Below are 24,655 nucleotides of genomic sequence, written 5' to 3'. Positions count from 1 at the left end.
ATGCGCGGGTCGAAAAGTACTTTGCGGGTCCTCAGTAGACCTTTGCCAGGAACCTGCCCCACGCCTCGGCGGTTGCCGCCGGGTCGCCGCTGCCGCTGAAATCGTGCACCGTCATGCCCACCGGGGCACCGAAGGCGTTGCGGCCGAAGAACCGGTACATCGCGTCGGCGGTCCGGAGCCCCAGGAAGTGCTCGTTGGCGAAGTCCACTTCCCCGGAGAGCCTCCCGACGCCGTCGACCTCCAGGTCCACTGTGGAACCCTGCGCAGCGGAGTCCACGCCGAGGGCCTTCTTCAGCCGGTCGAATCCGTCCGGCGCCTGCGAGGCCGCGGGCCCCTGGATGTCCGTGAACACCACAGGCCGGCCGTCGAAGTGCGCCAGATACTGCCCAAGGGTATGGAGATAGAACTCGGTATGCTTGCTGGCGCCGTCGTACTGCTCGTCCCAGTTGTCCGCGAAGATGCCGCTGTGCACGTAATGGAGCTTGGCGCGGCCGCCGTCCAGCGGCTCAAGGACATGCTCGAGCTGGTTGAACCAGCCGTCCGGGCCATCCATCCGCGAGACCAGGTGCGTAGGGTATTCCTGCACCGTTTTGACGTCCGGCCACTGGTCCGTGGGAAACATCCATGCCGGCGTACCCGTGGTCACAGCCTCCCAGACGCGCTCCGGAGTGCCCGGCAGCTCAGTGTCGTAGACGATCTCGAATTCACGCTTGTCAGTCATTGTCCTGCTCCTTCGCTGAGGTGGTTTTGGTAGGGGTCTTCAGTGCGGGGTGAAGCGCGACGACGAGGCGGTGCTTCCGCCCGCCGCCCGCCGGGGTGCCGCTGGTTTGGGTGCGTTCCCCGCCCGCACTCGGCGCACCGCCGTCGTGATATTTGTCCACCAGCCGGGTCACCGCGACGCCCAGTTCCTCGGCAAACGCGGCCCTGTCCGCGGCTGTACGGAAGGTGATCTCGCCGTCGATGGCGAAGGTGGCCAGCTTCTGCCGGGCCGCCGCCGCGCCGGCAATCAGTTTGCCCATTTCCTGCACCATCCGGCCGGCCAGCGCCAGGAGCCAGAAGGCCGAAAAACGGTCAGAAAACCGGTGCGGGTCCGGCGCCACCGAGGCGAGGGCCGCCGGCGAGATCAGGTAGGAGGCCGCCGTCGCCTGGAGGACGCGCTCGGTGACGTTGCCTTTGCGCCGCTCCTCCACCAGCTCCACCAGCCCGTGCCGCTCAAGGGCTTTCAGGTGGTAGTTGACTTTCTGCCGTGCCAGGCCAACCTTGGCGGCAAGCTGGGTGGCCGATCCCGGTTCCGACAGCTCCCGGAGGATGCGGGTGCGGATCGGGTCCAGCGACGCTTCCGCCGCGGCCGGGTCCTCGATCACTTCGATATCCAACATGCATCCATCCTGCCAACCGACAAGTTTTCTTGTCAAGAACTTTTTATCCGTCGGTTGTGGTGGCTCGGACCCCGCTCCCGCGAGGCAAAGTAGAATGGACCGGTGATGCAATCCCCCCTCCCCGTGCGCGACGGCGTCAATGCCACCCGCCTGCGCCTCCCGGATGAGGGGCCGTGGGACACCGCAATGGACTACATGATGCACCGCTGGGGCCACATAGATCCGCAGGGGATCGAGGACAGGTTCGACGCCGGCGAGATCGTGGGCGAGGGCGGCGTCCCCCTCGACCGGGCCACGAAGCTCGATGACCACACCTTCATCTGGTACTACCGCACGCTTCCGCCGGAGACCCGCATCCCGGTGGACATCCGCATCCTGCACCAGGACGAGCACCTCCTGGTGGTGGACAAACCGCACTTCCTGCCCACCACCCCCGGTGGAACCTACATCCAGGAATCGGCGCTGGTCCGGCTGCGGAACCAGCTGAACCTGCCGGACCTCATTCCCATGCACCGCCTGGACCGCATGACCGCCGGCGTGCTGCTTCTGTCCACGAACCCCGAAACCCGCGGCCGCTACCAGGTGCTGTTCGAGAAGCGCCAGGTGCAGAAGGAATACGAATGCATCTCCGCGGCGGAGCCGGCGGCCGGCTACCCGGCCATCGACTTCCCCGTGGTGGTACGCAACAGGATGACCAAATCCCGCAGCTACCTGTTGGCCGAAGTGATCGACGGCGAACCGAACGCGGAGACCCGCATCGAGCGGCTGGAAACGTTCGACGCCGGCACCTCCCCGCGCACGCCCGTCACCGCCGGCGCCGGCAACCATGGCATCCGGCGCCTTGCGCGCTACCGCCTCGAGCCGCATTCCGGGAAAACGCACCAGCTGCGGGTCCACATGGCGTCGTTGGGCCTGGGCATCGTGAACGACGCGTTCTACCCGGACCTGTTGGACAAGGCACCGGACGACTACACCAAACCGCTGCAACTCCTTGCCCGCGGCATCCGGTTCGTGGACCCCATCAGCAAGCAGCCCGTGGAATACCGCAGCACCCTCGGACTCAGCGAGGCTGTTCAAACACCGCGCTGAACGAGTCCTCCATCTCGGCGCTGAACAGGACGAACTCCACCACCTCGAGTGCACTCTCCGGATGGGAGGCACCAAACCCGGTAACGGCGTCGTGCGCTGCCTCAGCCACCTGCCGCCCCGCCCAGCCGTACACGCCGCCGCCCACGGCAGGAAATGCGATGGAAGCAGCACGCAGCGAATCCGCCAGCCGCAGGCTTTCGCTGAAACAGGAGACCAGCAACGCCCGGTTTGTCTGCCCCGCGCGCCGGTTGGGCCCCACAGTGTGGATGACCCAGCGGGCCGGGAGCCGGAACCCGGCAGTGGCGACGGCGGCACCCACGGCGAGACCGTGCGGCAGCCTCGCCTCGCGGAGTTCGCGGCAGGCAGCCACAAGTTCCGGCCCGGCTGCCCGGTGGATGGCGCCGTCCACCCCTCCGCCGCCCAGCAGCGACGAATTGGCCGCGTTGACGATCGCGTCGACCTCGCGGGTGGTGATGTCGGCCTGGAGGATGCTGATCCGCATGCGGCCAGTTTCCCACGTGTTGAATCCCGGATAAATGGGCATCCTGGCCCCGGTCGGCCCCCTGCCTGCCGCCCGCGGTCGCGGCTGGTGCCGGCATTCCACCCGGCCGTGTACTGACAGCCTCTCCGCCGAACGAAAGTGCGGTACTTTGTGGCCATGGACTTTGGCAATGCCGATAGCTGGGGCGCGGCGATCTACTTCTGGATCATGCCCGTGGTGCTCGGCGACGCCATCTTCCCGCCCATCCCCTCCGAGATGGTGGTGATCACCGGCGGTGCCCTCTCGGCGGACGGCCGGGCCAACGTTTTCCTCGTGGCGGCCCTGGCTGCGGTGGCCTCCTGGCTCGGCGACATGGTGGTGTTCCAGCTCTTCAAGCGCCGGCTCAGCCACGTGCTCGACCGTTGGCGCTGGGGCAGGAAGGTCCACCACGGCATCCATGAAGCCATCGCCAGGGCGGGCCGCTCATCCACGTACGGAGCCATTATCGGCGCCCGTTTCATCCCCGGCGGCCGGCTGGCAACCTCCGCGGCAGCCGGAATTGCCGATGTCTCGGTCCGCGGTTTCAGCCTCTGCGCCGGGCTCGGGGCGGTGCTCTGGGCCTGCTGGCTGGTGGGCCTCGGCTACTTCACGGGCTCAGCCACCAAACTGCCGTTCTGGGCCAGCTCCCTGATCGGAGTCGGGGTGGGCCTGGTGATCGGCGCCGTCGTCGGTGTCATTGTCACCCGCCGGCGCGGCACCCGTTCCCCCGTGGATGAGCCGGCGCCCGGCGACTGAGGGCCGCCATTTGGCGCCGGGACGTGCGGGCTACACAGGTGCCCAGCGCCCGCGATTGCGTCGCAGCACAGTCAGTGAGCCGGTCAGCGCAACGCGTTCGACGGCGTCGCGCATCATCGCTGCCGATTCCCGCGCCTGCCGGTTCTCGCCGTTGTATTCGGTGGCCTCCACCAGGAACCGGAGGTTCAGTTGCGGCACACCGCCGGCCAGTTCTATCTGGTTGGCCTCAACGTGATGGCGGGTCTCCAGAGCCTCCACCGCGGCGGCCATCACGGCTTCAGGCGGATTGCCGGGCTTCAGGCCGGTGATCTTCAAGCGGGTCTGGAACGAAGGCATGCCCTCCACCCTATCCCGGCCGCCTCCTGGTCCGGCTAGCCGCGCTGTTCGGGGCCGCCCTTCGGAACGGGCAGCGACCAGCGCTCCTCGATGTGCCCGAAACGCCACACGCCCAGTGCAACCAGCCACGTGAAGATGAACAGGGCAACGGTGGTGTAGCCGACGGCTGCGAGGTCGAGCCCGCCGATCACTGCCAGCGGCCCGGACCGGATCCCGGCACTGTCCACCAGGAGGGAAATGAGCTGCACGGAACCGATGCCCAGCGCAACAGCCACGGACAGCCCGGTCACCACCACGTTGAAGTAGATACGGCGGACGGGCCTGGAAAGCGCCCACCTGTAGGCGAAGGTCATGAGGCAGCCATCGAGCGAGTCCAGCAGGCTCATACCCGCCGCGAAGAGGACCGGAAGCGTGAGGATCGCATACCACGGCAGTGTCGAGGCAGCGGCTCCGGCTGCCAGGATCAGCAGGCTTACCTCCGTGGCGGTGTCGAAGCCCAGTCCGAACAGCAGTCCCACGCCGTACATCTGCCACGGCCTGGTGATGAGGCGCGTGACCCGGCCGAACAGCCGTGCCATCAGGCCACCGGCGGCCGGCAGAATCTCCAGTCCGGCGTCCACGTGCCGGTTGGACCGCAGCCGCCGTGCCGAGCGGAGGACCTCCAAGAGGATCACCAGGTTCAGGATGCCGATAATGTACAGGAAAACACCCGATATAGCCGTTCCGAGAGTATGCAGGCCTGCCTCGGTTTCGCCCGAAACCACGCCACCCCCAGCCGATGCGGTCCGGATTCCGGCGGCCAGCACAGCACACAGGCCGAAGACGATGCTCGAGTGGCCCAGGGAGAACCAGAAGCCCACTGTCATGGGCCTGTGCCCGGCCACGGAGTGCCCCGCGGCGCGGGGAGTGCTCCCCAGCAGCGGCGCGGCGCCTGCGGGTTCACCGCCCGCGAGTTTCCGTGTGGTGTTGTCGATGGCCGCGATGTGGTCGGCGTCGAACGCGTGGCGCAGACCCAACGTGTAGGCAGCAACGCCGAGGCCAACACCAAACACTCCGAACGAGCCCGCCGGAAGGTTTTCCGGTGCGACGACAAGCAGAAGCACACCCCAGCCCACCGCGTGCAGCAGCAGCACCACAGCAGCCATTCCAGCGATCGAGGACCGTTCCCGCTTGGTCAACGCGACGGCGGACCCACCCGTCCGGGCCCTGGGCTGCGTGCTGTTTTCAGCTTCCGGTTGCTTCACTTCCCAGCCTCCGGCTTCCGCGTCATTGCAGAACAATGACACGACTATACGCCCATACTCGATGTGCGTGCAGCTGTCAAATAATTGGGTTGCGTTCTGACCGGGACGAGCCTATCTTGACAGGAGGGAGGCACAGCCGATGCATGAACTCTCGATCGTACAAAGCCTCATAGACGCGGTTCTGGACAAGACAGGCAGCCGGGCGGTGACCGGCGTCAATCTTCGGATCGGGCCGCTGTCAGGTGTGCTTCCGGATGCCCTCCGTTTCTGTTTTGATGTAGCCTCGGCGGGAACCCCTCTGGCAGGGGCGAGGCTGCGGATCGATGAGCCCCAGGGCCTGGGCCTGTGCCGCACCTGCGGCAGCGACTTCGCCCTGACTGACAAGTTCCTCCTCTGTCCGTGCGGCAGCGCCGACGTCCACGTGGTGACCGGACGCGAGCTCCAGCTCGTGTCGGTGGAGGTGGCATAGGCCATGTGCGCAACATGCGGCTGCGGCGAGGACGCCACACCCCGGGTTTACGCCCTGGATGTCCCCGGTTCGGAGTCACATGATCACCCGCACACGCACGACCACGGGCACTCCCACCCGCACGAGGACGGACACGACCACGCGCACGACGCCGACCACACGCACGAGCACGCGCACAGCCATACCCACGCCCCGGAGCTCATCTCCCTGGAACAGAACCTGCTGGCCAAAAATGACCTCCTCGCGGAACGGAACCGCGGTTGGCTCGCGGGACGGAAGGTGCGGGCGCTGAACATGATGAGCTCCCCGGGCGCCGGCAAGACAACGCTCCTGGTGCGGACGCTCATGGAACTGGGAGACAGGCTGCAGGCCGGGGTCATTGAAGGGGACCAGGAAACGTCCCTCGATGCCGAGCGTATCCGTGCGGCCGGCCGGCCCGTTGTGCAGATCAACACCGGAGCGGGCTGCCACCTGGACGCCGACATGCTCCGCCGCGGACTCGACGCGCTCGATCCCGCGATGGGTTCCACCGTGTTCATCGAGAACGTGGGCAACCTCGTCTGCCCCGCCCTCTTCGACCTGGGCGAAGCCGCCAAAGTAGTAGTTGTCTCAGTGACGGAAGGTGATGACAAGCCGCAGAAATACCCGCACATGTTTATCGCAGCTGACCTGGTGATCATCAACAAGTCAGACCTGCTTCCCTACGTCGAGTTCGACATCGACGAATGCGTCCGCCGCATCCGTCACCTGAACGCCCACGCAGAATTCCTGGTCCTCTCGGCCACTACCGGCGACGGCATTGCCGCCTGGTACGACTGGCTGGACGGCCGTCCCTCCCGGACAGAGACCCGCCTGGGGTCTCATGCAGGGCCCTTGGAAGAGACCCTGACAGACGCACACTGAGCCCCCTCGCGGGCCGCGGAAAGAGGCAACGATGCCTACTGAGACTTCCCTCAAGGCCGAAGAAACCCTGATTCACGTGCTCTGGATCAACGCAGGGCTGAGCTGCGACGGCGATTCCGTCGCCCTGACGGCGGCCACCCAGCCCAGCGTGGAGGAAATCGCCCTCGGCGCCCTGCCCGGCCTGCCCCGCATCGCCATGCACTGGCCCCTGATCGACTTCGAATGCGGCCCGCAGGAAGGGGCCGACGATTTCCTGGAATGGTTCCGCAAGGCAGACCGTGGCGAACTCGAGCCGTTCGTCCTGGTAGTGGAAGGTTCCATCCCGAACGAGAAACTGCACGACGCCGGGGGCTACTGGTGCGGGTTCGGCAACGACCTGACCACGGGCCAGCCGATTACCACCAGTGAGTGGCTGGACCGCCTGGCACCCAAGGCAACGGCAATCATCGCTGCGGGCACGTGTGCAACGTACGGCGGCATCCACGCCATGGCGGGAAACCCCACCGGTGCCATGGGCGTCCCCGACTACCTGGGCTACGACTGGAAATCCAAGGCCGGCATCCCCATCGTCTGCGTTCCCGGCTGCCCCATCCAGCCGGACAACCTCTCGGAAACCATGACCTACCTGCTGTACCAGGCCACCGGCCAGGCCCCGATGATCCCGCTCGATGATGCGCTGCGGCCCACCTGGCTGTTCGGACAAACGGTCCACGAAGGCTGTGACCGGGCCGGCTACTACGAGCAGGGCGACTTCGCCACCGAGTACGGCTCCCCCAAGTGCATCGTAAAGCTTGGCTGCTGGGGCCCTGTGGTCAAGTGCAACGTGCCCAAGCGCGGCTGGATGAACGGGATCGGCGGGTGCCCGAACGTCGGCGGCATCTGCATCGGCTGCACCATGCCGGGCTTCCCGGACAAGTTCATGCCGTTTATGGACGAGCCTCCCGGCGGCAAGCTCTCAACCAGCACCATCCGCCCCTACGGCGCAGCCATCAGGGCGCTCCGCGGCATCACCACCCACACGCTGAACCAGGAGCCCAAGTGGCGCCGGACCGGAACCGAGCTGCTGACCGGCGCACGGCGCACCTGGTAAATCCCCCATTCCAGACAGGTGAAGAACATGACCTCAACGATTCCAATGCCGTCCGGGAGCGGGACGGAGAACAACAACCTGGTGGAGATGAACTGGGACCCGATCACCCGGATCGTCGGCAGCCTGGGCATTTACACCAAGATCGATTTCGCGAACAACCAGGTGGTGGAGTGCAAGAGCACGTCCTCGATCTTCCGGGGCTATTCCATCTTTATGAAGGGCAAGGACCCGAGGGACGCCCACTTCATCACCAGCCGCATCTGCGGGATCTGCGGCGACAACCACGCCACCTGCTCCTGCTATGCGCAGAACATGGCCTACGGCGTGAAGCCGCCGAACCTGGGCGAATGGATCGTCAACCTGGGCGAGGCCGCCGAGTACATGTTCGACCACAACATCTTCCAGGAAAACCTCGTGGGCGTGGACTACTGCGAGAAGATGGTCTCCGAAACCAACCCCGGTGTCCTGGCCAAGGCGGAGAACACCCGGGCTCCGCACGAGGGCGATCACGGCTACCGCACCATCGCGGACATTATGCGCTCGCTGAATCCGTTCACCGGAGAGTTCTACCGCGAGGCCCTGCAGGTCAGCCGCGCCACCCGCGAGATGTTCTGCCTCATGGAAGGCAGGCACGTGCATCCGTCCACGCTCTACCCCGGCGGGGTGGGGACCGTTGCCACCATCCAGCTCATGACGGACTACATCACCAGGCTCATGCGATACGTGGAATTCATGAAGAAGGTCGTGCCCATGCATGACGATCTTTTCGACTTCTTCTATGAGGCACTCCCCGGCTACGAGCAGGTGGGCCTGCGCCGGACGCTGCTGGGCTGCTGGGGTTCCCTCCAGGATCCTGACTACTGCAACTTCGAGTACAAGGACATGACCGAGTGGGGCCGGAAGATGTTCGTCACTCCGGGCGTGGTGGTGGACGGCAAACTCGTCACCACGGACCTGGTCCGAATCAATCTTGGCCTGCGGATCATGCTGGGGTCCTCGTACTACGAGGACTGGGAAGACCAGGAAATGTTTGTGACTCACGATCCGCTGGGCAATCCCGTGGACCGCCGCCACCCCTGGAACCAGCACACCAATCCGCGGCCGCAGAAGCGGGACCTGAAGGAGAAGTACAGCTGGGTGATGTCCCCGCGCTGGTTCGACGGCGAAAACAACCTGGCCTTGGACACCGGAGGCGGCCCGCTGGCACGGCTGTGGGCCACGGCGCTGGCCGGGCTGGTGGACATCGGCTACCTCAAGGCCACGGGCAGCAGCGTGCAGATCAACCTCCCCAAGACGGCGCTGAAGGGTCCTGTCTCCTTTGAATGGAACATCCCACAATGGAGCAACACCCTGGAACGCAACCGGGCCCGCACCTACTTCCAGGCTTACGCGGCCGCGGCGGCCCTGCACTTCGCGGAGAAGGCGCTGGAAGAAATCCGGGCCGGCCGGACCAAGACCTGGGAGACTTTCACGGTTCCGGACGAGGCCATCAGCTGCGGCTTCACCGAAGCGGTCCGCGGTGTCCTGTCCCACCACATGGTGATCCGGGACGGCAAGATCGCCAACTACCACCCGTACCCGCCCACTCCCTGGAACGCCAGCCCCACAGACTCGTCCGGCACGCCCGGCCCCTACGAGGACGCGGTGCAGGGCCAGCCGATCTTTGAGGAGAACGACCGCGAGCACTTCAAGGGCATCGACATCATGCGCACGGTCCGGAGCTTCGATCCGTGCCTGCCGTGCGGTGTCCACATGTATCTGGGCAACGGCCAGACCCTGGAGCAGTTGCACTCCCCCACCCAGACCCTCACCGGGGAGTAACTGCCATGCCCGCCGGGGAACGGCCGCTGCAGACAGGCGAACGGCGGCCCGGGGAATGGGCGACCGGAGAACTGCGGACCGGCGCACGCATAGGCACGCTCCTTGACGCCCTCGGAGCCGGCGGGGCGGTGGCCCGTTCCCGTGCCGAAGAACTGGTCCGCCAAGTCACGGACATGTACGGCTCCGGGCTGGAGCGGATCCTGGCAATCCTGGATGAGCAGGGAAAGCTCGACGACCGCACGCTGGCGGCGCTCGCGTCCGATGAACTGGTGTCCGGCCTGCTCATCATCCATGGCCTGCATCCGGAGTCTATGGAGGCCAGGGTGGCGGGCGCCCTGGACAGCGTCCGGCCGTACCTGGGTTCCCATGGCGGGGACGTGGAGTTGCTGGACATCAGCCCGGAGGGCGTGGTGCGGCTGAAATTGCTCGGCACCTGCCAGGGCTGCCCGTCGTCGTCCGTTACGTTGAAGTTCGCCGTCGAAGAGGCGATCGAAACGGCTGCCCCGGAGGTCACCGCCATCGAAGTGGTGGAAGCCGAAAAGCACGCCCCCACCCCTGCGTTCATCCCCGTGGACTCCCTGCTGGTCAGGATGAACCACACGGACCGGCCGGAGGGGGCCTGGGAGCCGGTCCCGGGTGTGGCCGACCTGGAACCCGGCGACGTGGCCGGATTCCAGGTGGGCGGCTATTCAATCCTGGCCTGCCGGACCGGGCAGGACGTCTACGCGTACCGGGACTTCTGCCCGCGCTGCGAGGGGTCCATGGCGGGTGCCTTGCTGCAGCGTGCCCTGGCTGCCCCTGCCGGCGGCGGCCTGCTGCGCTGTCCCACCTGCCGCTCACATTTCGACGTCCGCCAGGCCGGCGCCTGCCTGGAGGACCGGAGCTTGCACCTGGACCCGCTCCCACTGCTCGTCCGGGGCGGCGTGATGTCCGTTGCAGTGCCGGTTGCCTCCGCGAAGGGCGGCTGAGATGGAATCGCCCGGCCTGCCCGTCGCGCTGCTGCGCCGGATCGCCGCCGCCCCGCCGGCCGCTCCCGCCGGCGAGCGCTGCGAAATGTGCGGGGAGCCCATCGCGGCCGAACACCAGCACGTGGTGGACCTGGAGAGCCACGCCATGATGTGCACGTGCCGGCCCTGCTACCTGCTCTTCACTGACAGCAGCGCCCACCTGAGATATCGGTCGGTGCCGGACCGGTACCTGTCCTTCCCCGATTTTGAGCTCGGCCCCGGCCAGTGGGACGAGCTGGAAATACCCGTGGGACTGGCGTTCTTCTTCCGCAGCTCCAGGATGGAGCGGACGGTGGCGTTCTACCCGGGCCCTGCCGGGGCCACCGAGTCCGAGCTGCCGCTGGACGCCTGGGACGCCGTGATGGCACGGAATCCCGCCCTGTCCGTTGCGGCCCCGGACACTGAGGCGCTCCTGATCCGCGGACCCGGCAACGACCGTCCCGAGGCCGATTGCCATCTGGTCCCCGTGGACGCCTGCTATGAACTGGTGGGGCACCTGCGGCGCCTCTGGCGGGGGTTCGACGGCGGCCAGGAGGCGCGCAACCAGCTCACCGCGTTCTTCGAAAAGGTCAGCAGCCGCAGCAGGCCGGTCCACGCTGCCGACCGTGCACCCGATGCCGCCGGAGACTCAACGTCCGGGGGCCGGCCGTGATCGCACTCGCCTTCGAAGTTGTGGATATCCAGCCCGAACCGTACGCGGCGGCACCCCAGCTCACGGCGACGCTGCGGGTGACTGAGTCCTCCGGCGCCGCAGTGCACGCCATCGCCCTGCGCTGCCAGGTCCGGATCCTGCCCCAGCGCCGCGGCTACACGCCGGATGAGGAAGCCGGCCTGCTGGACCTGTTCGGCGAGCGCGGCCGCTGGCCCACCACCCTGAAGTCCTTCCTCTGGTTGCAGTGCAGCACCATGGTGCAGGGCTTTACCGGGGAAACCGAGGTGCGGCTGCCGCTGCCCTGCACTTTTGACTTCGATGTTTCCGCTGCCAAGTATCTGCAGTCCCTGCGTGACGGTTTGGTCCCGCTGGAACTGCTGTTCTCCGGCACCGTCTTCACCCGGGGCGAGGCGGGCTTCGGCGTGGAACAGGTGCCTTGGAACCTCGAAGCCTCCTACCGGCTTCCCGTCGAGGCATGGCGCCGGCTGATCGACCAGTACTTCCCCAACACCGGCTGGCTCCGGCTGGACCGGGACGTGCTCTCTGGGCTGCTTCAATACAAGGCCGCCCACGGCCTGACCTCGTGGGATGCCACCATGGAGAGCCTGCTGGCGAACGCCACGGCGGTGTCCGCGGAGTCATTCTCGCCATCTGCGCTGTCAGGAGACCCGCGGCCGTGAGCATGAGCCTGAGCCTGGCCCGCGCCGTGGCAGATGCCGTCCTGTATGAGGGCTACCTGCTGTACCCGTACCGCGCGTCCTCACAGAAGAACCAGGCGCGGTGGCAGTTTGGCATCCTTGGCCCGCCCGGCGCCGCCGCGTCCGGCTCGGGCGAGGAAGCGGACATGTTCGCCGACTGCCTGCTCGCCCCCGGCCCGCAGGCCGACGTCGAAATCCACCTGCGATTCCTGCAGCTGCAGAGCCGGACCGCAGAGAAAACGGACGACGACGGCCGGTTCACGGCGGTGGATGAGCTTTCGGTCGGTGCCGCCCGCTGGCTGAGCTGGGACGAAGCGGTGGAGCGCGAAATTACGCTGGGACCGTTTACCGTTGCCGGCCTCGGTGAGAGGGAAGCAGTTCTGCCGGTGGAGGTTCCCGGCGGCGAGGACACCGAGGAACTGCACGACGCTTCGGGGCGGCTGGCTGGGAGGCTGGTCCGCCGTCGTCGTCCGCTTCATGCTGAGGTGAGGCTGGCAGCGGCGTCGGCCCCCGGGGGCCTGGTCAGGCTGCGCGTCGGAGTCGCCAACAGCGCTGCGAACACAACCGCGAACGGGACAGCCGGCGCGGCGGCTGACCGGGGCAGGCAGGATGCCATCGCGGAATCCTTCATCGGAACGCACCTGCTCCTGAGCCTCCAGGACGCCGACTTCATGTCCCTGCTGGAGCCACCGCCGGCGGCCCGGGCCGCGGCGGCCGCCTGCGGGCAACACCGCTGCTGGCCTGTCCTCGCCGGTCCGGAGGGGCAGTCGGATGTGGTTCTGGTGTCCCCCATCATTCTGTACGACCACCCCGCTGTGGCCCCCGAAAGCTCGGTGGCGCTGTACGATTCCACCGAAATCGACGAGATCCTCACCCTGCGCGTGCTGACCCTCACCGAAGAGGAAAAGGCCGAGGCCCGCGCCACGGATCCGCGGGCAGCGGCCATTATCGACCGGTGTGAGGCCATGTCCCCCGAAGAGCTGCAGCAACTGCACGGCATCCTGCGAAATCCCCATGCCATGGACATTCCTTCGATGGACACTCCGGAAACCCGCCCTTCAGACGCCGGCGCGGCCGCGTGGTGGACGCCCGAGGCCGAAGCCTTGGTCCAGCCACACCTGGATGCCGTCCTGATCAACGGGATTCCGGTGGCGCGGGGCAGCAGGGTCAGGGTGAATCCGAGCAGGCGCGCCGATGCCCAGGACCTGTTCTTCGCCGGGCAGACGGGCCGCGTTACCAACGTCCACTTCGATGTTGACGGCAGCACGCACGTGGGCCTTGTCCTGGATCAGGACCCGGCCGCAGACCTCCACGAGGGCTACGGCAGGTCCTTCTATTACTCGCCCGACGAGCTTGAACCACTGGGTCCGGATGGAAAGGAAGGCATGCCATGAGAATCATAGGAATGGCCACGGTAGCGCTGCTGGTGGGGTTGGGGCTGGGCGCCATCTACGTGGGGATCCGGTCTGTTCCCGACATCCAGCGCTATCTGAGGGCCCGGCGGATGTGAGCCGGGCATGACTGTGCTGGTTGCGGGCGTGGGCAACATGTTCCTGCGCGATGACGGATTCGGGCCCGAGGTGGCCCGCCGGCTGGCGTCGGACGTGCGCCTTCCGCCCGGTGTGGAGGTGGTGGATTACGGCATCCGCGGGATGCACCTCGCCTACGACCTCCTTGCCGGCGTGGACGTGCTGGTCCTGGTGGATGCCGTGCCGCCCGGCCATCGGACAGATGGCGACGGCTCCGGGTCCCCCGTTCCGGGGAGTCTTCGGGTGCTCCGGATCCGCAGCGGGGATCTCGACGGCGGCGCTTCCCTGGACCCCCATGGCATGGACCCTGCCGCCGTCCTGGGCAAACTCCGGACCCTGGGTGGCGAGGTCCCCGAGACCTACGTGGTGGGCTGTGTTCCGGCCGACGTCACCGAGGGCGTCGGCCTGACTCCACCGGTGGCCGCCGCCCTGCCGGGGGCGGTCGCCGCTGTCGTTGATCTCCTCAGCCAGCACACCTCCCGGCCGATCCCCACACCCACCTAAGGCGGACCCACTATGTGCCTCGGAATTCCCGGCCAGGTCATTGGCCCGATTGAAGGCTACGGCGATCAGCTCGCCCTGGTGGACGTGGCCGGCGTGCAGCGGAAGATCAACATCGGGCTCCTGGATGACGGACCGTTGCCAGCAGGCAGCTGGGTCCTGATCCACATGGGCTTCGCGCTCGAGCGGGTGGATCCTGCGGGAGCCGAACAGGCGATGAGCGGCCTGGAACTGATGGGCCGGCCACGGCCATCCGACGACGCCGGCCAAGGCGGTTAGGCGGATGCACTGGCGGCTAGCGCTCCACTCCTTACCGCTCGAGGGCGATGGCCGCGCCGCGGTGCTCCACGCCGCTGTTGGCGATTTTGAGGTGCCTGCCGGTGAAGAGTTTCAGTTGCTGCAGCTGGTGGGGTGTCAGCCGGTCACAAACCCAGTCCCAGTGGAGCGACACCACATCACCCGCCGCAAGCCCGGCAATGAAGCCGGTTCCGTTGACGGCATACTTGGCCGTTTCCACCACAGGCTCCCCCACCGCCAGGGAAATGCCGTCCCAGGTAAGGGGACGGGATTTCACCACGGCTTCATCACCCGTGATGGCCATGACTTCGCCCCACCGGATCCGGCAGCGGTCCAGCACGTTCAAGGCAGTGGCGTAGCGCCGGTCGTCACGCAGCAGGCCCAGCCAGGGATAGATTTCGAAGACGTGGAAGCTGTGGTGCGGGACGCCGCCGGCCAGCACTCCTTCCACGAGGTGCGGAAACTGCCGGCCGGTGCGGGCCCGGAACCGGTCTTCCATCGAGTTGCCCATGGTGCCGATGCCCACGGTGTCCAGGAGGCTGTTTCCCACCCAATAGGCCTCCACCACGCGGGCGTCGAGTGGATCGTGGATTCCGTGGGAGCCGGCAATGAGCTCCAGGTAGGGAAAGGCTCCGGCAAACCCTCTCGCGAGTTCCCGCAGGCCCTGGTCAGTAACTCCGGACTGGCCGTAGTGCAGCAGGGCATCACTGTCGGGAGGGCCGCAGCTGCCTCGGGAATTGGGCGGGTACGCGTACCGGACAAACAACTGGGCACCATCGACAACCATGGCGTGGCCACCTTCTCCGAGGGTCTTTCGAAAGTAGCACCGCAGCCTGCCCCGGACAAGGGCACGCTGCCGGCACCAAAATATCCGTTGACAGCCTCCGCGAAGGTGCGGACGCCAATCAGACCGAAAGCCGGGGTCGCCCACCATGGCATCCACTGATCTGAACCGCCGCACCGCCCTTCAACTTCTGCTGGCGGGAGGCTCCGCAGCCCTGCTGGCCGGGTGCGCCGGCACGCCCGGTGCGCCGCCGCCGTCGGGCCCTTCCACAAACGGCACGAACGGCGGCAGCAGGACCATCAGCGTCACCGACCAGCGTGGCAAGACCCTCACATTCGCCCGGCCCGTGACGCGGGTGGTGACCATTCCCATGCCGGCCGCGTCCCTGCTGGTGGCCGTGGACCGGACCGCGGACCACCTCGCCGCCATGCACAACGCTTCGTGGGTGGCCATGCGCGATGGCATCATGGGCACCATCTTTCCCAAGGCCCTGGAGCTGCCGCACGAAATCGCCACCCAGGACTTCACCGCCAACGTGGAGAGCGTGCGTGCACTGGACCCTGACGTGGTGATCCAATGGTCCGACGCGCAGCTCATCGATCCCCTGGAAAAGGCCGGCCTGAACGTCATTGGGCTCACCAACACCGGCAAGCAGGAGGATGTGGACGCGTGGATGGCCATGTTCGCCGCAATGCTGGGGAAGCCTGAACGCGCCGCGGACATCAAAGCCCGGAGCGATGCGGACCTGGCCGCCGTCAAGGATCTGGCAGCCGGCAGGGGCTCAACCAGGCCCAGCATCCTGTACTTCAACCGCTTCACCGGCGGCCTGAAGGTGGCCGCCGCCAACAGCTACAACGATTTCTACATCAAGCTGGTGGGGGGCACGAATCCCGCCACGGGGAACGATCCCCTGAAGGGCTCGGGGATGGTGGGCCTGGACGTGGAGCAGGTCCTTCGCTGGGATCCGGAGATCATCCTGCTGGGGAATTTCGACAACGCCGTGCCCCAGGATCTGTACTCAAACCCCGTCTGGCAGCCCGTATCCGCAGTCAGGAACCGGCGCGTCTATAAGGTGCCGCTGGGCGGATACCGGTGGGATCCGCCCGGGCAGGAATCACCGCTGATGTGGCACTGGCTGAGCGATATCGCGTTCCCGCGGCAGCAGTCCCTGCTCCGGAACAAGGTGGTGGAGTACTTCGATTTCCTGTACGGCCACAAGCCCACGGCGGCCGAACTGGACAAGATCCTGTGGACCACGGCCAACGCCGGCTCCGACCACTACGGGCAATTCAATGCTGCATGATGCCAGCGGCGAACGGCTCGAGGCCGGCGGGGCCCGGGCTTCGGCTGGTCCGGACCGGGGCACCAGCCCGGCCAAGGACGTTTACGACGCCGGACGGCCGGGACCAGCAGCCCTGAAGCCCATCGCCCTCAGCACCGCCGTCCTCGTCGCCGTGACCGTCGTGGCACTCGCCGTTGGCCGGTACAACGTTCCGGTCTGGCACGTGGTCCAGATCCTCGTAGGGCAGGCCGTCCCGATCCCCTCCGAGGCAACCGCCACTGAGGGGAATGTGGTGCTGCTGGTCCGGCTGCCCCGCGTCCTGCTGGCGCTGCTGGTGGGCGGCGGCCTGTCCATCGGCGGCGCGGCGCTGCAGGCCATCTTCCATAACCCCCTGGTCAGCCCGGACATTATCGGTGTGTCCGCGGGCGCGTCCTTCGGCGGGGCCCTGGCGCTGCTCCTGGGCCTGGGGACCTTCGCGCTCATCACGAGTTCCTTCGCGTTCGGCCTGGTTGCCCTGGCCACGCTGTTCCTGATCACGTCCGGCCGCGGCGGGACTCCCCTACTGATGATTGTGCTGGGCGGCGTGGTCACGGGATCGTTCTTTTCCGCGCTGGTTGCCCTGGTCACGTACATCGCAGATCCGAACACCACGTTGCCTGCCATCGTGTTCTGGCTCCTGGGCAGCGTGGCCACAGCCACCTTCAGCAAGGTGGCAGTGGCACTGGTTCCCGTCGTCGGCGGCGCAATTGTGCTCCTGGCGCTGCGCTGGCGCATCAACGTACTGTCGCTGGGCGACGACGACGCCACGGCCCTCGGGATCCGGCCCCGGCCGCTGCGCTGGGTGGTCCTGGTTTCGGTGGCATTGATTGTGGCCGGAGCCGTGGCTGTCAGCGGGGTCGTCAGCTGGGTGGGCCTGGTGATCCCCCACCTGGCCAGGATGTGGGTGGGGCCGGACCACCGGGTGCTGCTGCCGGTGTCCTTCCTCCTGGGCGGCGCCTACATCATGCTGGTGGACACGGTGGCGCGCACCGCGACGGCGGGCGAAATCCCGCTCGGCGTGCTCACGGCGCTGATCGGGGCGCCCGCATTTTTTGTCCTGCTGCGGCGGAACCGGGACAGGATCTGGGAAAATGCTTGAGCTGGCAGGCGTGGGCTTCGGCTATGGGCGGGCGGAATGGGTCTTCCGGGACGTCAGCTTCCAGGTACTCCCCGGAACTGCAACCGCCGTCCTGGGCCCGAACGGCAGCGGCAAGACCACGCTGGTTCGCTGCGCGGCCGGGCTGCTCGCCCCCGTCGAGGGAAGCGTCATGCGTACGGCCGGGGCCGGCTATGTCCCCCAGGCCCATGGCAGTACGTTCGGGTACCGGGCCCTGGACATGGTGCTGATGGGCCGGGCCCGCCAGATCGGACTCTTCCGTTCGCCGGGGGCGGCGGACCGGGCCGCTTCGCTCGAGGCAATGGACAGGGTGGGCATCGCCGGCCTCCGCAGCAGGTTCTTTCCCACACTCAGCGGCGGGGAGCAGCAGCTGGTCCTGATCGCCCGGGCCATCGCCGCCGGCTGCCCCGTCCTGGTGCTGGACGAGCCCGCCACCGGACTGGACCTGAAGAACCAGGTCCGCGTCCTGCGGCTCCTGCGCGAACTGATGACGGACGGCATGGCGGTACTCCTCAGCACCCACCACCCGGACCATGCCCTCTACCTCGCGGACCGCGCAGTCCTGCTCGCCCCCAACGGACCCCGGACCGGCGACGCCCGGGAGCTTCTCAGCGAGAAGGAGCTCACGGCGTTGTACGGCGTGGGCGTCAGCACCATGCCGTACGCGGATGGGCCCAGCATGCGCCGGACCGTGGTGGTGCACTACGGCGACCGGTGAACGGGCGTCGTCACGAAAACCCGCATTTACTGCAAGAACGTCTGCCGTGTGCTGACGCTCTATCACTTAATACCCAAAATCCACCAACGCTCTATCACTTAAAGTGCCCTTTCGGTCGACGCTCTATCACTTTCCTCAGGAGAGTGATAGAGCGTCAGGGGGGAACCCACTTTAAGTGATAGAGCGTTTGGAAAAAACCCGCATTAAGTGAGAGAGCGTCCGAAGGGGTGGGGGGTTAGCCGGTGTTGCGCAGGCCCGCGGCCACTCCGTTGACCGTGATCAGCATGGCCCGCTGGAGGCTTTCGTCGATCTCCGTGTTGGTCAGGCTTTCGTCCGGTGAACCCTGGGCGGCACGGATGCGCCGGAGCAGCTCCACCTGCAGGTAGCTGATCGGGTCCAGGTACTGGTCCCGGATTTCCAGCGAACGCTTCAGTGTGGGCTGGGCGTCCAGGAGGACATTCTCACCGGTCAGGTTCTGGATTTCGGTGACCGTGAGCTCGTACTCCTCACGGATCGTGCGGAAGATCCGGTGCAGTTCCTCGGGAACCAGCGTGGCCACGTAGTAGCCGGCGATGTCCAGATCCGTTTTGGCCAGGGTCATCTCCACGTTGGAGAGCACGGACCGGAAGAAGTGCCACTGTTCCATCATCTCCACCAACTGGGCGGAGTGGCCGGACTCGCGGGCTGCCTTCAGGCCCGAGCCCACGCCGAACCAGCCCGGCACGATCTGCCGGGACTGGGTCCAGCCGAATACCCACGGGATGGCGCGGAGACCCTCCAGGCCGGCCCCGGAATCCGGGCGCTTGGACGGGCGCGAGCCGATGTTCAGCGAGCCGAGCTGTTCCACCGGGGTGGAGGCCAGGAAGTAGGCGGGCAGGTCGGGATCGTCAATGAGCCTGCGGTACCGGTCGAACGCGCCGTCAGAGATGGTTTCCATGACGTGCCCGTAGCGTTCGCGCTGGTCGTCCGAAGTCCGCGGATCGCGGTGCAGCGCGGAGCCCTGCAGGACCGCTGCGAGAGAGAGCTCCAGATTTTCCCGGGCCAGCTCGGGCAGCGAGTACTTGTCCGAGATGACCTCGCCCTGTTCGGTGAATTTGATCTCGCCTTCCAGCACGCCGTTCGGCTGGGCCATGATGGCATCGTACGTGGGGCCGCCGCCGCGGCCCACGGACCCGCCGCGGCCATGGAACAGCCTGACCCGGACGCCGTGCTTGGCCGCGACGTCACGCAGGTTCCGCTGGGTTTTATGGATCTCCCACTGGCTGGTCATCACGCCGGATTCCTTGTTGGAGTCCGAGTAGCCCAGCATGATTTCCTGGACGTCGCCGCGGAGCCTGACCAGGTCGCGGTAGGACGGGACGGACAGCAGCTGGTCCACGATCTCCGCGGAGGCCCGCAGTTCTTCCACGGTTTCCAGCAGCGGTGCGAAGCCGATCTTGGCGTACGGCGACTCCCCGAACAGGTTGATCAGGCCGGCCTCACGGGCCAGGACCGCCGCTGCAAGGACGTCGTCCGCGCCGCGGGTCATGGAGATGATGTAGGTCTCGATGACGTCAGGGCCGTAGGTGCGCAACGCCCGCCGGATCTCACGGAAGACGTCGTACGTTCCGTCCGCAACGCCGTCGAGCTTAATGGGGTGGCCGGAGAGCGGACGGCGTGAGGCGAGTTCCGAACCCAGCACCTCGAAGCGCTCGGCACGGCTCAGTTCGGCGTAGCGGAGGCCGGGGCCGCCGATCCGGTCCATGAGCTGGCCCACGGCGTCGTGGTGGTGGTCCGCGTGCTCGCGGATGTCCAGGGTGGCCAGGTGCAGGCCGAAGGATGCGACGGCGCGCCGGACGCGGGCCAGGGCACCGTCGGCAACGAGCGACGCCGAGTGGTTGCGGAGCGAGAGTTCCAGCAGTTCCAGGTCCGCCAGGAGTTCGGCCGTGGACCTGTAGTCGCGGCCGTGCTCGTGGGCGGAGTCCACAGCTACCCGCTTGCCCGTGTTGATCAGCTTGGCCTTGATGCAGGTGAGCTTGAGGCGGTAGGGCTCCTGGGCGTTGAGCTCCAGGACGCGGCGGTCCAGGCCCGGGAGTTTTTTCAGGTCCGCCTCGATCGAGTCCAGCAGGCCCTGATCCGCGCCGGACAAGGAAGTGGAGTTGGACAGGATGGAGATCAGTTCATCCATCATGGCGATGCTGATGCGGACCGCGTGCTGGTTCTGGATCTGCAGGATTTCGCGGGTGACCCCTGCCGTGACGTTGGGGTTGCCGTCACGGTCGCCGCCGATCCAGGAACCGAACTTAATGGGAGCATCCTGGGATGCGAGGCTGACGCCGTGCTCGGCGAGCAGGTCGGAGAAGTCCGAGAGGATCTCGGGCATGGCGTCGGTCAGGATGCCGCCAAGGTAGTAGATGGCGTTGCGGGCTTCGTCCACCGGGGTGGGACGCACCTGGCGCAGTTCGTCGGTCTGCCACATCTGGTCGATGACCTCTGACAGCTGGCGGTCCTGCCGGCGTCGCGCTGAGGTGCCTTCCTTGGTGGGCTGGGCCAGAACGTCGGAGATTTTGCGGATTTTATCCAATACTGAACGGCGCGAGGCCTCGGTGGGGTGGGCTGTGAAGATGGGCCGGACGTCCAGCCCGTTCACCACTTCCTGAAGCCGTGCGGATCCTGCCTGCGCCGCGATCTCGGCCACGGCTTTGGCCAGCCAGCCGTCCTTTTCCGGCCGGGTCCGCAGGGTGCGGACGCGGTGGACCTGCTCGGCGGCGTTGGCCAGGTGGAAATAGAAGGCAAAGGCGCGCACCAGGTCGGTTGCCTGCTCAATCGGCAGGGAGCCCAGCAGCTCACGGACCTGTTCGACGACGTCGTGCGCGCTCCACGGGCCGGTGGCATCGGCGCCTCCGCGGGCTGCTTCCTTGGACTCCTTGGTGAGGAGCCGGACCTGCTCCACCAGGCTCAGGAGCTCCGGACCGTGCTGGCGGACCAGGGATTCGCCCAGGAGGGACGTGACCCGCCGGACATCGGCCCTCAGTTCAGAGGCGAGATCGGTGGTGGGATTCACTGCAGTGTTAGCCATGGAAACTGTCTTTCGAGGGTTCGGACTTGGCTCGTACACTGCGCTGGATACTGTGAGCCGCGTTACTACCTCCCGATGCTACCCGCACCCGATGGCGAAGCGGGAATCCGTCTCAGAAGATGTCCGTCCGCTTGACCGGCGCCCCTGGAGCGGGTTTTCCGGGCGCGGGCGGACCCTGGATGGTGACCTTACCGCCGTAAACCCCGTACGGCCCGAAGCCCTTTCCGGACTCCGCCGCTTCGTGGCGCTGCTGTTTCTGCTCTTCCCGGGCGGCGGCCGCCTCCTGCCTGGTAGGCGCCCCGGTGGCGGGGTCCATCATGCTCAGCACGCTCCCCAGCGTTCCGGTGGCGCCCTTGGAAGCGACGCCCCGCTTCATGACAGAAATTCCTGCGAGCGCGGAGCACGCAATCAGCGCCGCGCAAACCACGATGGTTGCCAGGGCCTCCACGTTCACGGCGGGACTCAGCGGGCTATCTTGAAATTGAATTCGCCCGTCCCCAGCGCACCCCATACGCGCAACCAGAGGGGCAGGACCATCTCCGCGCCGCGGGCGGTGGTGATGTCCCCGAGGTCAAGGACGTCCTTATGGCCAAGGGCCGTGAGGATCTCGGTGACTGCCGCCTTGGCGCCGGCATCGTTGCCCGAGACGAACACGGTATGGTCTCCGCCGGCTACGCGCCCGGGATCAACCATCACGCTGTTGGTCATGGTGTTCAGCGTCTTGACCACCTTCGCTTCGGGGAACGCCCGCTGGATCTCTTCGGCCAGGCTGTCTGTGTTCACCGGGTTCAGGGACGGCGGGAAACCCCGGGAGAGGTCAAGCGGGTTGGCGACATCCATCAGGATCTTCCCGGACAGGTTCGCCGTGCCGGCCTCAGCCAGAACCTTGAGTGAGGCCATGCCGTTCGTCGCGTTGACCACCAGTTCGCTGGCCGCGGCGGCATCGGCGAACGTGGCGACGGCGATGTCCGGGTGGGAGGCATGCCACTGGGAAAACGCCGGCCCCCCGGTGGCGCCGGGCTCGGTGCGGGCCAGCGTGGCCTCCGGGTCACGGGTTCCCACCACCACATCGTGGCCAAGAGCTGACAGGGCTCCAGCAAGGGCGGCCCCCACACTTCCGGTTCCAAGCACTGCAATCTTCATGATCGCTCCTGTTCACTTGCGGCGGTCCCCTAAATCAGAGGTTACTCGCCTCCGGGAGTGAGCGCGCCTGGCGCGTGTCAGACGATCGCGGAGACCCCCGTGACGGCCCGGCCCACGATCAGCGTGTTGATTTCGTAAGAGCCTTCGTAGGTGAAAATGGCCTCGGCGTCCGCGAAGATCTTGGCCATCCGGTAGTCGGTCACGATGCCGTTGCCGCCCAGGATGGAGCGGCCCAGCGCCACGGTCTCGCGCATGCGGGCGCTGGTATAGGACTTGGCGAGGGCCACTTGGGGCATGTCCGCGGCGCCCGCGTCCTGGAGCTGGGCGAGCCGGGCCATCATGCCCATGCTGGCCACCGCATTGCCCAGCATGGTGACCAGCTGCTGCTGGATCAGCTGGAACTTGGCCAGCGGCCGGCCGAACTGCCGGCGCTCCACTGCATACTCCCGTGCGACGTCGAACGCCGCCAACTGCTGCCCCACCGCCTGCCAGGCCACCATGATCCGGGAGCCGCGCAGCAACTGGTTGGTGTCCTCGAAACTGTTGATCCCCGCGAACCGGTCAGCCTCGGCAACCTGGACGTCCTTAAAGACGATGTCCGCGTTCTGCACGGTCCGGAGCGCAATCTTGTTTTCGATCCGGGTCCGGCTCACGCCCGGCAACGAAGCATCAACAATGAACCCGCGCACCGCGCCCGGCGCCCCGTCGGCGCCTGCGGATTCGTCCCCGGCCCACACCAGCATGTAATCGCAGAACGTTCCGTTGCCGATCCAGCGCTTGGCGCCGTTGAGCACCCAGGTGTCACCGCCGTCGTCGGCCTTTCCCGTGGCGCTGGAGATGCGCCGCGCCCGCGTCTCCATGCCGCCGGCGACGTCGGAACCATGGCCGGGTTCGGTGAGGGCGAAGGCGCCGGTGATGCGCAGGCCGGCGGCATCCGCCAGCAGCCGTTCTTTTTGGCTTTCCGAACCGAACCCGTAGAGCGACTCCACAAAGAGGTCGTGGTGGACCAGGAAGAATGTGGCGATTGAGGTGTCAACGCGCGTCATCTCGGCGATGACCAGGCCGGCGAAGAGGTTGCTGTAGCCCCGTTGCGCCGGTGCGCTCAGCTCCAGCGCGGCGAGCTTCGGCAGGATGTGCGCGGGAAATTCGGCCCTGTTCCACCAGTCCGCCGCGTGCGGGGCGATCTCCGCGGCGAGGAACTCGCGCAGCTCGGCCAGCTTGGCCTGCTCGTTCGGACTGAGGAGCGACTCGAAGGCGAAAAAGTCGGCGCCGGGCAGCCCGTTCACTTGGGGCCCATCCGGATGGCGCCGTCCAGGCGGATGGTCTCGCCGTTGAGCATGGCGTTCTCCACAATGTGGGCCACCAGGCTGGCGTATTCGGCCGGCTTGCCCAGGCGTGAGGGATGCGGAACCTGCCGCCCGAGCGAATCCTGCGCGTCCTGCGGGAGTGTTGCCATCATGGGTGTTTCGAAAATGCCCGGCGCAATGGTCACCACCCGCACCAGCGAGCGTGCCAGTTCCCGGGCCAGCGGCAGGGTCATCGCGGCCACCGCCCCTTTCGACGCGGCGTAGGCCGGCTGGCCGATCTGCCCGTCGAAGGCCGCCACCGATGCCGTGTTGACGATGACGCCGCGCTCCGGGCCGCCCAGGTCGGTACTCACCGGCTCGGTGGCCACCATCGCGGCGGCAGCCAGGCGCAGCACGTTGAACGTCCCGATGAGGTTCACCTGGATAACGCGGCTGAAGACGTCCAGCGGCAGGACGCCGTCCCGGCCCAGCACCTTCCCGGGCGTCGCAACGCCGGCGCAGTTGACCACGATCCGGAGCGGTCCGAGCGCCACGGCAGTATCGACGGCGGCCTGGACGTCAGCTTCGTTAGTAACGTCCGCAGCGGCAAAGACGGCCCGCGGACCCGCGCCGGTGGCAGTGGCGGTGCCGGTGGCGGTGGCGGTGGCGGTGGCGGGGCCGGTGCCCGCGCTCCCGGCGTTCAGCTCTGCGGCGTAGGCCGCCCCGTCGGAGGACGGCAGGTCAACCAGCACCACCGAGGCGCCGGCGTCGAACAGTCTCCTCGCCGTCGCGGCCCCCAGGCCCGATGCCCCGCCCGTAACCAGCGCGACCGTACCCTTGACGTCCATACATCCTCCTTGATGCGGCCCCGCGAGCATGCCGGCGGCGAGTATTAGTTAGTGAATGTTAACTGAATTACCGCCCGGCCGCACCCCGC

27 protein-coding genes are annotated in these 24,655 nt (G+C 66.9%); 16 read left to right on the top strand and 11 right to left on the bottom strand.

Features of this window, described 5'->3' with window-relative positions:
* Positions 1-31: 31 nt before the first annotated feature.
* Both SBP01_RS03165 and SBP01_RS03160 read right to left on the bottom strand, forming a co-directional pair.
* Positions 32-721, bottom strand: coding sequence for an SRPBCC domain-containing protein (locus tag SBP01_RS03165; protein ID WP_320537450.1), 690 nt, complete (start codon positions 719-721; stop codon positions 32-34).
* A complete protein-coding gene (locus tag SBP01_RS03160) occupies positions 714-1,379 on the bottom strand; it encodes a helix-turn-helix domain-containing protein (RefSeq protein WP_320537449.1) in 666 nt (221 codons plus the stop codon). Before SBP01_RS03160 ends, SBP01_RS03165 begins: the two co-directional genes overlap by 8 nt.
* A gap of 105 nt (positions 1,380-1,484) precedes the next feature.
* Between SBP01_RS03160 and SBP01_RS03155 the strand changes: the two genes are divergently transcribed.
* Entirely contained in the window at positions 1,485-2,468 is a 984-nt protein-coding gene (locus SBP01_RS03155; protein WP_320538273.1) for an RluA family pseudouridine synthase, read from the top strand.
* Here SBP01_RS03155 and SBP01_RS03150 read toward each other — a convergent pair.
* Positions 2,440-2,970 (bottom strand): O-acetyl-ADP-ribose deacetylase, encoded by a 531-nt coding sequence (locus SBP01_RS03150; RefSeq protein WP_320537448.1) that lies wholly within the window; start codon positions 2,968-2,970, stop codon positions 2,440-2,442. The genes SBP01_RS03155 and SBP01_RS03150 overlap by 29 nt on opposite strands.
* Before the next feature lie 156 nt (positions 2,971-3,126).
* Between SBP01_RS03150 and SBP01_RS03145 the strand changes: the two genes are divergently transcribed.
* Positions 3,127-3,744, top strand: coding sequence for a DedA family protein (locus SBP01_RS03145; RefSeq protein ID WP_275214670.1), 618 nt, complete (start codon positions 3,127-3,129; stop codon positions 3,742-3,744).
* Between the two features lie 30 nt (positions 3,745-3,774).
* On the opposite strand, the gene SBP01_RS03140 is transcribed toward SBP01_RS03145, so the two are convergent.
* Both SBP01_RS03140 and SBP01_RS03135 read right to left on the bottom strand, forming a co-directional pair.
* A complete protein-coding gene (locus SBP01_RS03140) occupies positions 3,775-4,080 on the bottom strand; it encodes a hypothetical protein (RefSeq protein WP_320537447.1) in 306 nt (101 codons plus the stop codon).
* Positions 4,081-4,115: 35 nt separating this feature from the next.
* Positions 4,116-5,324 (bottom strand): HoxN/HupN/NixA family nickel/cobalt transporter, encoded by a 1,209-nt coding sequence (locus tag SBP01_RS03135; RefSeq protein WP_320537446.1) that lies wholly within the window; start codon positions 5,322-5,324, stop codon positions 4,116-4,118.
* 139 nt (positions 5,325-5,463) lie between these two features.
* Between SBP01_RS03135 and SBP01_RS03130 the strand changes: the two genes are divergently transcribed.
* From SBP01_RS03130 to SBP01_RS03085, 11 genes are read left to right on the top strand one after another with little or no spacing between them, the layout of a single operon-like run.
* On the top strand, positions 5,464-5,793 hold the full coding sequence (locus SBP01_RS03130; protein WP_275214667.1) for a hydrogenase maturation nickel metallochaperone HypA: 330 nt from the start codon (positions 5,464-5,466) through the stop codon (positions 5,791-5,793).
* 3 nt (positions 5,794-5,796) lie between these two features.
* Entirely contained in the window at positions 5,797-6,696 is a 900-nt protein-coding gene (gene hypB, locus SBP01_RS03125; RefSeq protein ID WP_275214666.1) for a hydrogenase nickel incorporation protein HypB, read from the top strand.
* Between the two features lie 31 nt (positions 6,697-6,727).
* On the top strand, positions 6,728-7,786 hold the full coding sequence (locus tag SBP01_RS03120; RefSeq protein ID WP_320537445.1) for a hydrogenase expression protein HypE: 1,059 nt from the start codon (positions 6,728-6,730) through the stop codon (positions 7,784-7,786).
* A 27-nt stretch (positions 7,787-7,813) separates the two neighbouring features.
* The gene (locus tag SBP01_RS03115) at positions 7,814-9,607 is read left to right on the top strand and encodes a nickel-dependent hydrogenase large subunit (protein WP_275214664.1); all 1,794 of its coding nucleotides are present in this window, start codon (positions 7,814-7,816) and stop codon (positions 9,605-9,607) included.
* Positions 9,608-9,612: 5 nt separating this feature from the next.
* On the top strand, positions 9,613-10,575 hold the full coding sequence (locus tag SBP01_RS03110; RefSeq protein WP_275214663.1) for a NifU family protein: 963 nt from the start codon (positions 9,613-9,615) through the stop codon (positions 10,573-10,575).
* 1 nt (position 10,576) lies between these two features.
* Positions 10,577-11,266, top strand: coding sequence for a DUF5947 family protein (locus tag SBP01_RS03105; RefSeq protein WP_275214662.1), 690 nt, complete (start codon positions 10,577-10,579; stop codon positions 11,264-11,266).
* Entirely contained in the window at positions 11,263-11,946 is a 684-nt protein-coding gene (locus tag SBP01_RS03100; protein WP_320537444.1) for a DUF6084 family protein, read from the top strand. Before SBP01_RS03105 ends, SBP01_RS03100 begins: the two co-directional genes overlap by 4 nt.
* A 2-nt stretch (positions 11,947-11,948) precedes the next feature.
* Positions 11,949-13,358, top strand: coding sequence for a hypothetical protein (locus SBP01_RS03095; RefSeq protein ID WP_320538272.1), 1,410 nt, complete (start codon positions 11,949-11,951; stop codon positions 13,356-13,358).
* Complete coding sequence (locus tag SBP01_RS19725; protein ID WP_414004256.1) at positions 13,355-13,474, top strand: DUF6893 family small protein; 120 nt, start codon at positions 13,355-13,357, stop codon at positions 13,472-13,474. Before SBP01_RS03095 ends, SBP01_RS19725 begins: the two co-directional genes overlap by 4 nt.
* A 7-nt stretch (positions 13,475-13,481) precedes the next feature.
* Positions 13,482-13,997, top strand: coding sequence for a hydrogenase maturation protease (locus tag SBP01_RS03090; RefSeq protein ID WP_275214660.1), 516 nt, complete (start codon positions 13,482-13,484; stop codon positions 13,995-13,997).
* A 12-nt stretch (positions 13,998-14,009) separates the two neighbouring features.
* A complete protein-coding gene (locus SBP01_RS03085) occupies positions 14,010-14,273 on the top strand; it encodes a HypC/HybG/HupF family hydrogenase formation chaperone (RefSeq protein WP_275214659.1) in 264 nt (87 codons plus the stop codon).
* Between the two features lie 31 nt (positions 14,274-14,304).
* On the opposite strand, the gene SBP01_RS03080 is transcribed toward SBP01_RS03085, so the two are convergent.
* Complete coding sequence (locus tag SBP01_RS03080; RefSeq protein ID WP_275214658.1) at positions 14,305-15,078, bottom strand: DUF6390 family protein; 774 nt, start codon at positions 15,076-15,078, stop codon at positions 14,305-14,307.
* A gap of 145 nt (positions 15,079-15,223) precedes the next feature.
* On the opposite strand from SBP01_RS03080, the gene SBP01_RS03075 reads away from it, so the two are divergent.
* The 3 genes from SBP01_RS03075 to SBP01_RS03065 are packed head-to-tail and all read left to right on the top strand — an operon-like array spanning position 15,224 to position 18,231.
* Positions 15,224-16,378 (top strand): ABC transporter substrate-binding protein, encoded by a 1,155-nt coding sequence (locus SBP01_RS03075; RefSeq protein WP_320537442.1) that lies wholly within the window; start codon positions 15,224-15,226, stop codon positions 16,376-16,378.
* Positions 16,368-17,495 (top strand): FecCD family ABC transporter permease, encoded by a 1,128-nt coding sequence (locus SBP01_RS03070; RefSeq protein WP_275214656.1) that lies wholly within the window; start codon positions 16,368-16,370, stop codon positions 17,493-17,495. Before SBP01_RS03075 ends, SBP01_RS03070 begins: the two co-directional genes overlap by 11 nt.
* Positions 17,488-18,231, top strand: coding sequence for an ABC transporter ATP-binding protein (locus SBP01_RS03065; RefSeq protein ID WP_275214655.1), 744 nt, complete (start codon positions 17,488-17,490; stop codon positions 18,229-18,231). Before SBP01_RS03070 ends, SBP01_RS03065 begins: the two co-directional genes overlap by 8 nt.
* A 235-nt stretch (positions 18,232-18,466) precedes the next feature.
* Here the strand turns inward: SBP01_RS03065 and ppc are convergent, their stop codons facing one another.
* The 5 genes from ppc to SBP01_RS03040 all read right to left on the bottom strand — a co-directional run bounded on the left by ppc (position 18,467) and on the right by SBP01_RS03040 (position 24,566).
* Positions 18,467-21,289: a phosphoenolpyruvate carboxylase gene (gene ppc, locus SBP01_RS03060; protein WP_320537441.1), complete on the bottom strand. Its 2,823-nt coding sequence runs from the start codon at positions 21,287-21,289 to the stop codon at positions 18,467-18,469.
* A 112-nt stretch (positions 21,290-21,401) separates the two neighbouring features.
* Positions 21,402-21,743, bottom strand: coding sequence for a hypothetical protein (locus SBP01_RS03055; RefSeq protein WP_320537440.1), 342 nt, complete (start codon positions 21,741-21,743; stop codon positions 21,402-21,404).
* An 8-nt stretch (positions 21,744-21,751) separates the two neighbouring features.
* Positions 21,752-22,432 carry an NADPH-dependent F420 reductase gene (locus SBP01_RS03050; RefSeq protein ID WP_320537439.1) on the bottom strand — a complete coding sequence of 227 codons (681 nt, stop codon included), beginning with the start codon at positions 22,430-22,432 and terminating at the stop codon, positions 21,752-21,754.
* Between the two features lie 77 nt (positions 22,433-22,509).
* Entirely contained in the window at positions 22,510-23,718 is a 1,209-nt protein-coding gene (locus SBP01_RS03045; protein ID WP_320537438.1) for an acyl-CoA dehydrogenase family protein, read from the bottom strand.
* The gene (locus tag SBP01_RS03040; protein WP_320537437.1) at positions 23,715-24,566 is read right to left on the bottom strand and encodes an SDR family NAD(P)-dependent oxidoreductase; all 852 of its coding nucleotides are present in this window, start codon (positions 24,564-24,566) and stop codon (positions 23,715-23,717) included. The genes SBP01_RS03045 and SBP01_RS03040 overlap by 4 nt, the downstream gene beginning before the upstream one ends.
* Between the last annotated feature and the right edge of the window lie 89 nt (positions 24,567-24,655).

Origin of the sequence: Pseudarthrobacter sp. IC2-21 (assembly GCF_034048115.1) — a bacterium.
Classification (GTDB): Bacteria; Actinomycetota; Actinomycetes; order Actinomycetales; family Micrococcaceae; genus Arthrobacter; species Arthrobacter naphthalenicus.
The sequence above is the reverse complement of the archived record's forward strand: the minus strand, read 5'-3'. Positions and strand labels throughout refer to the sequence as shown.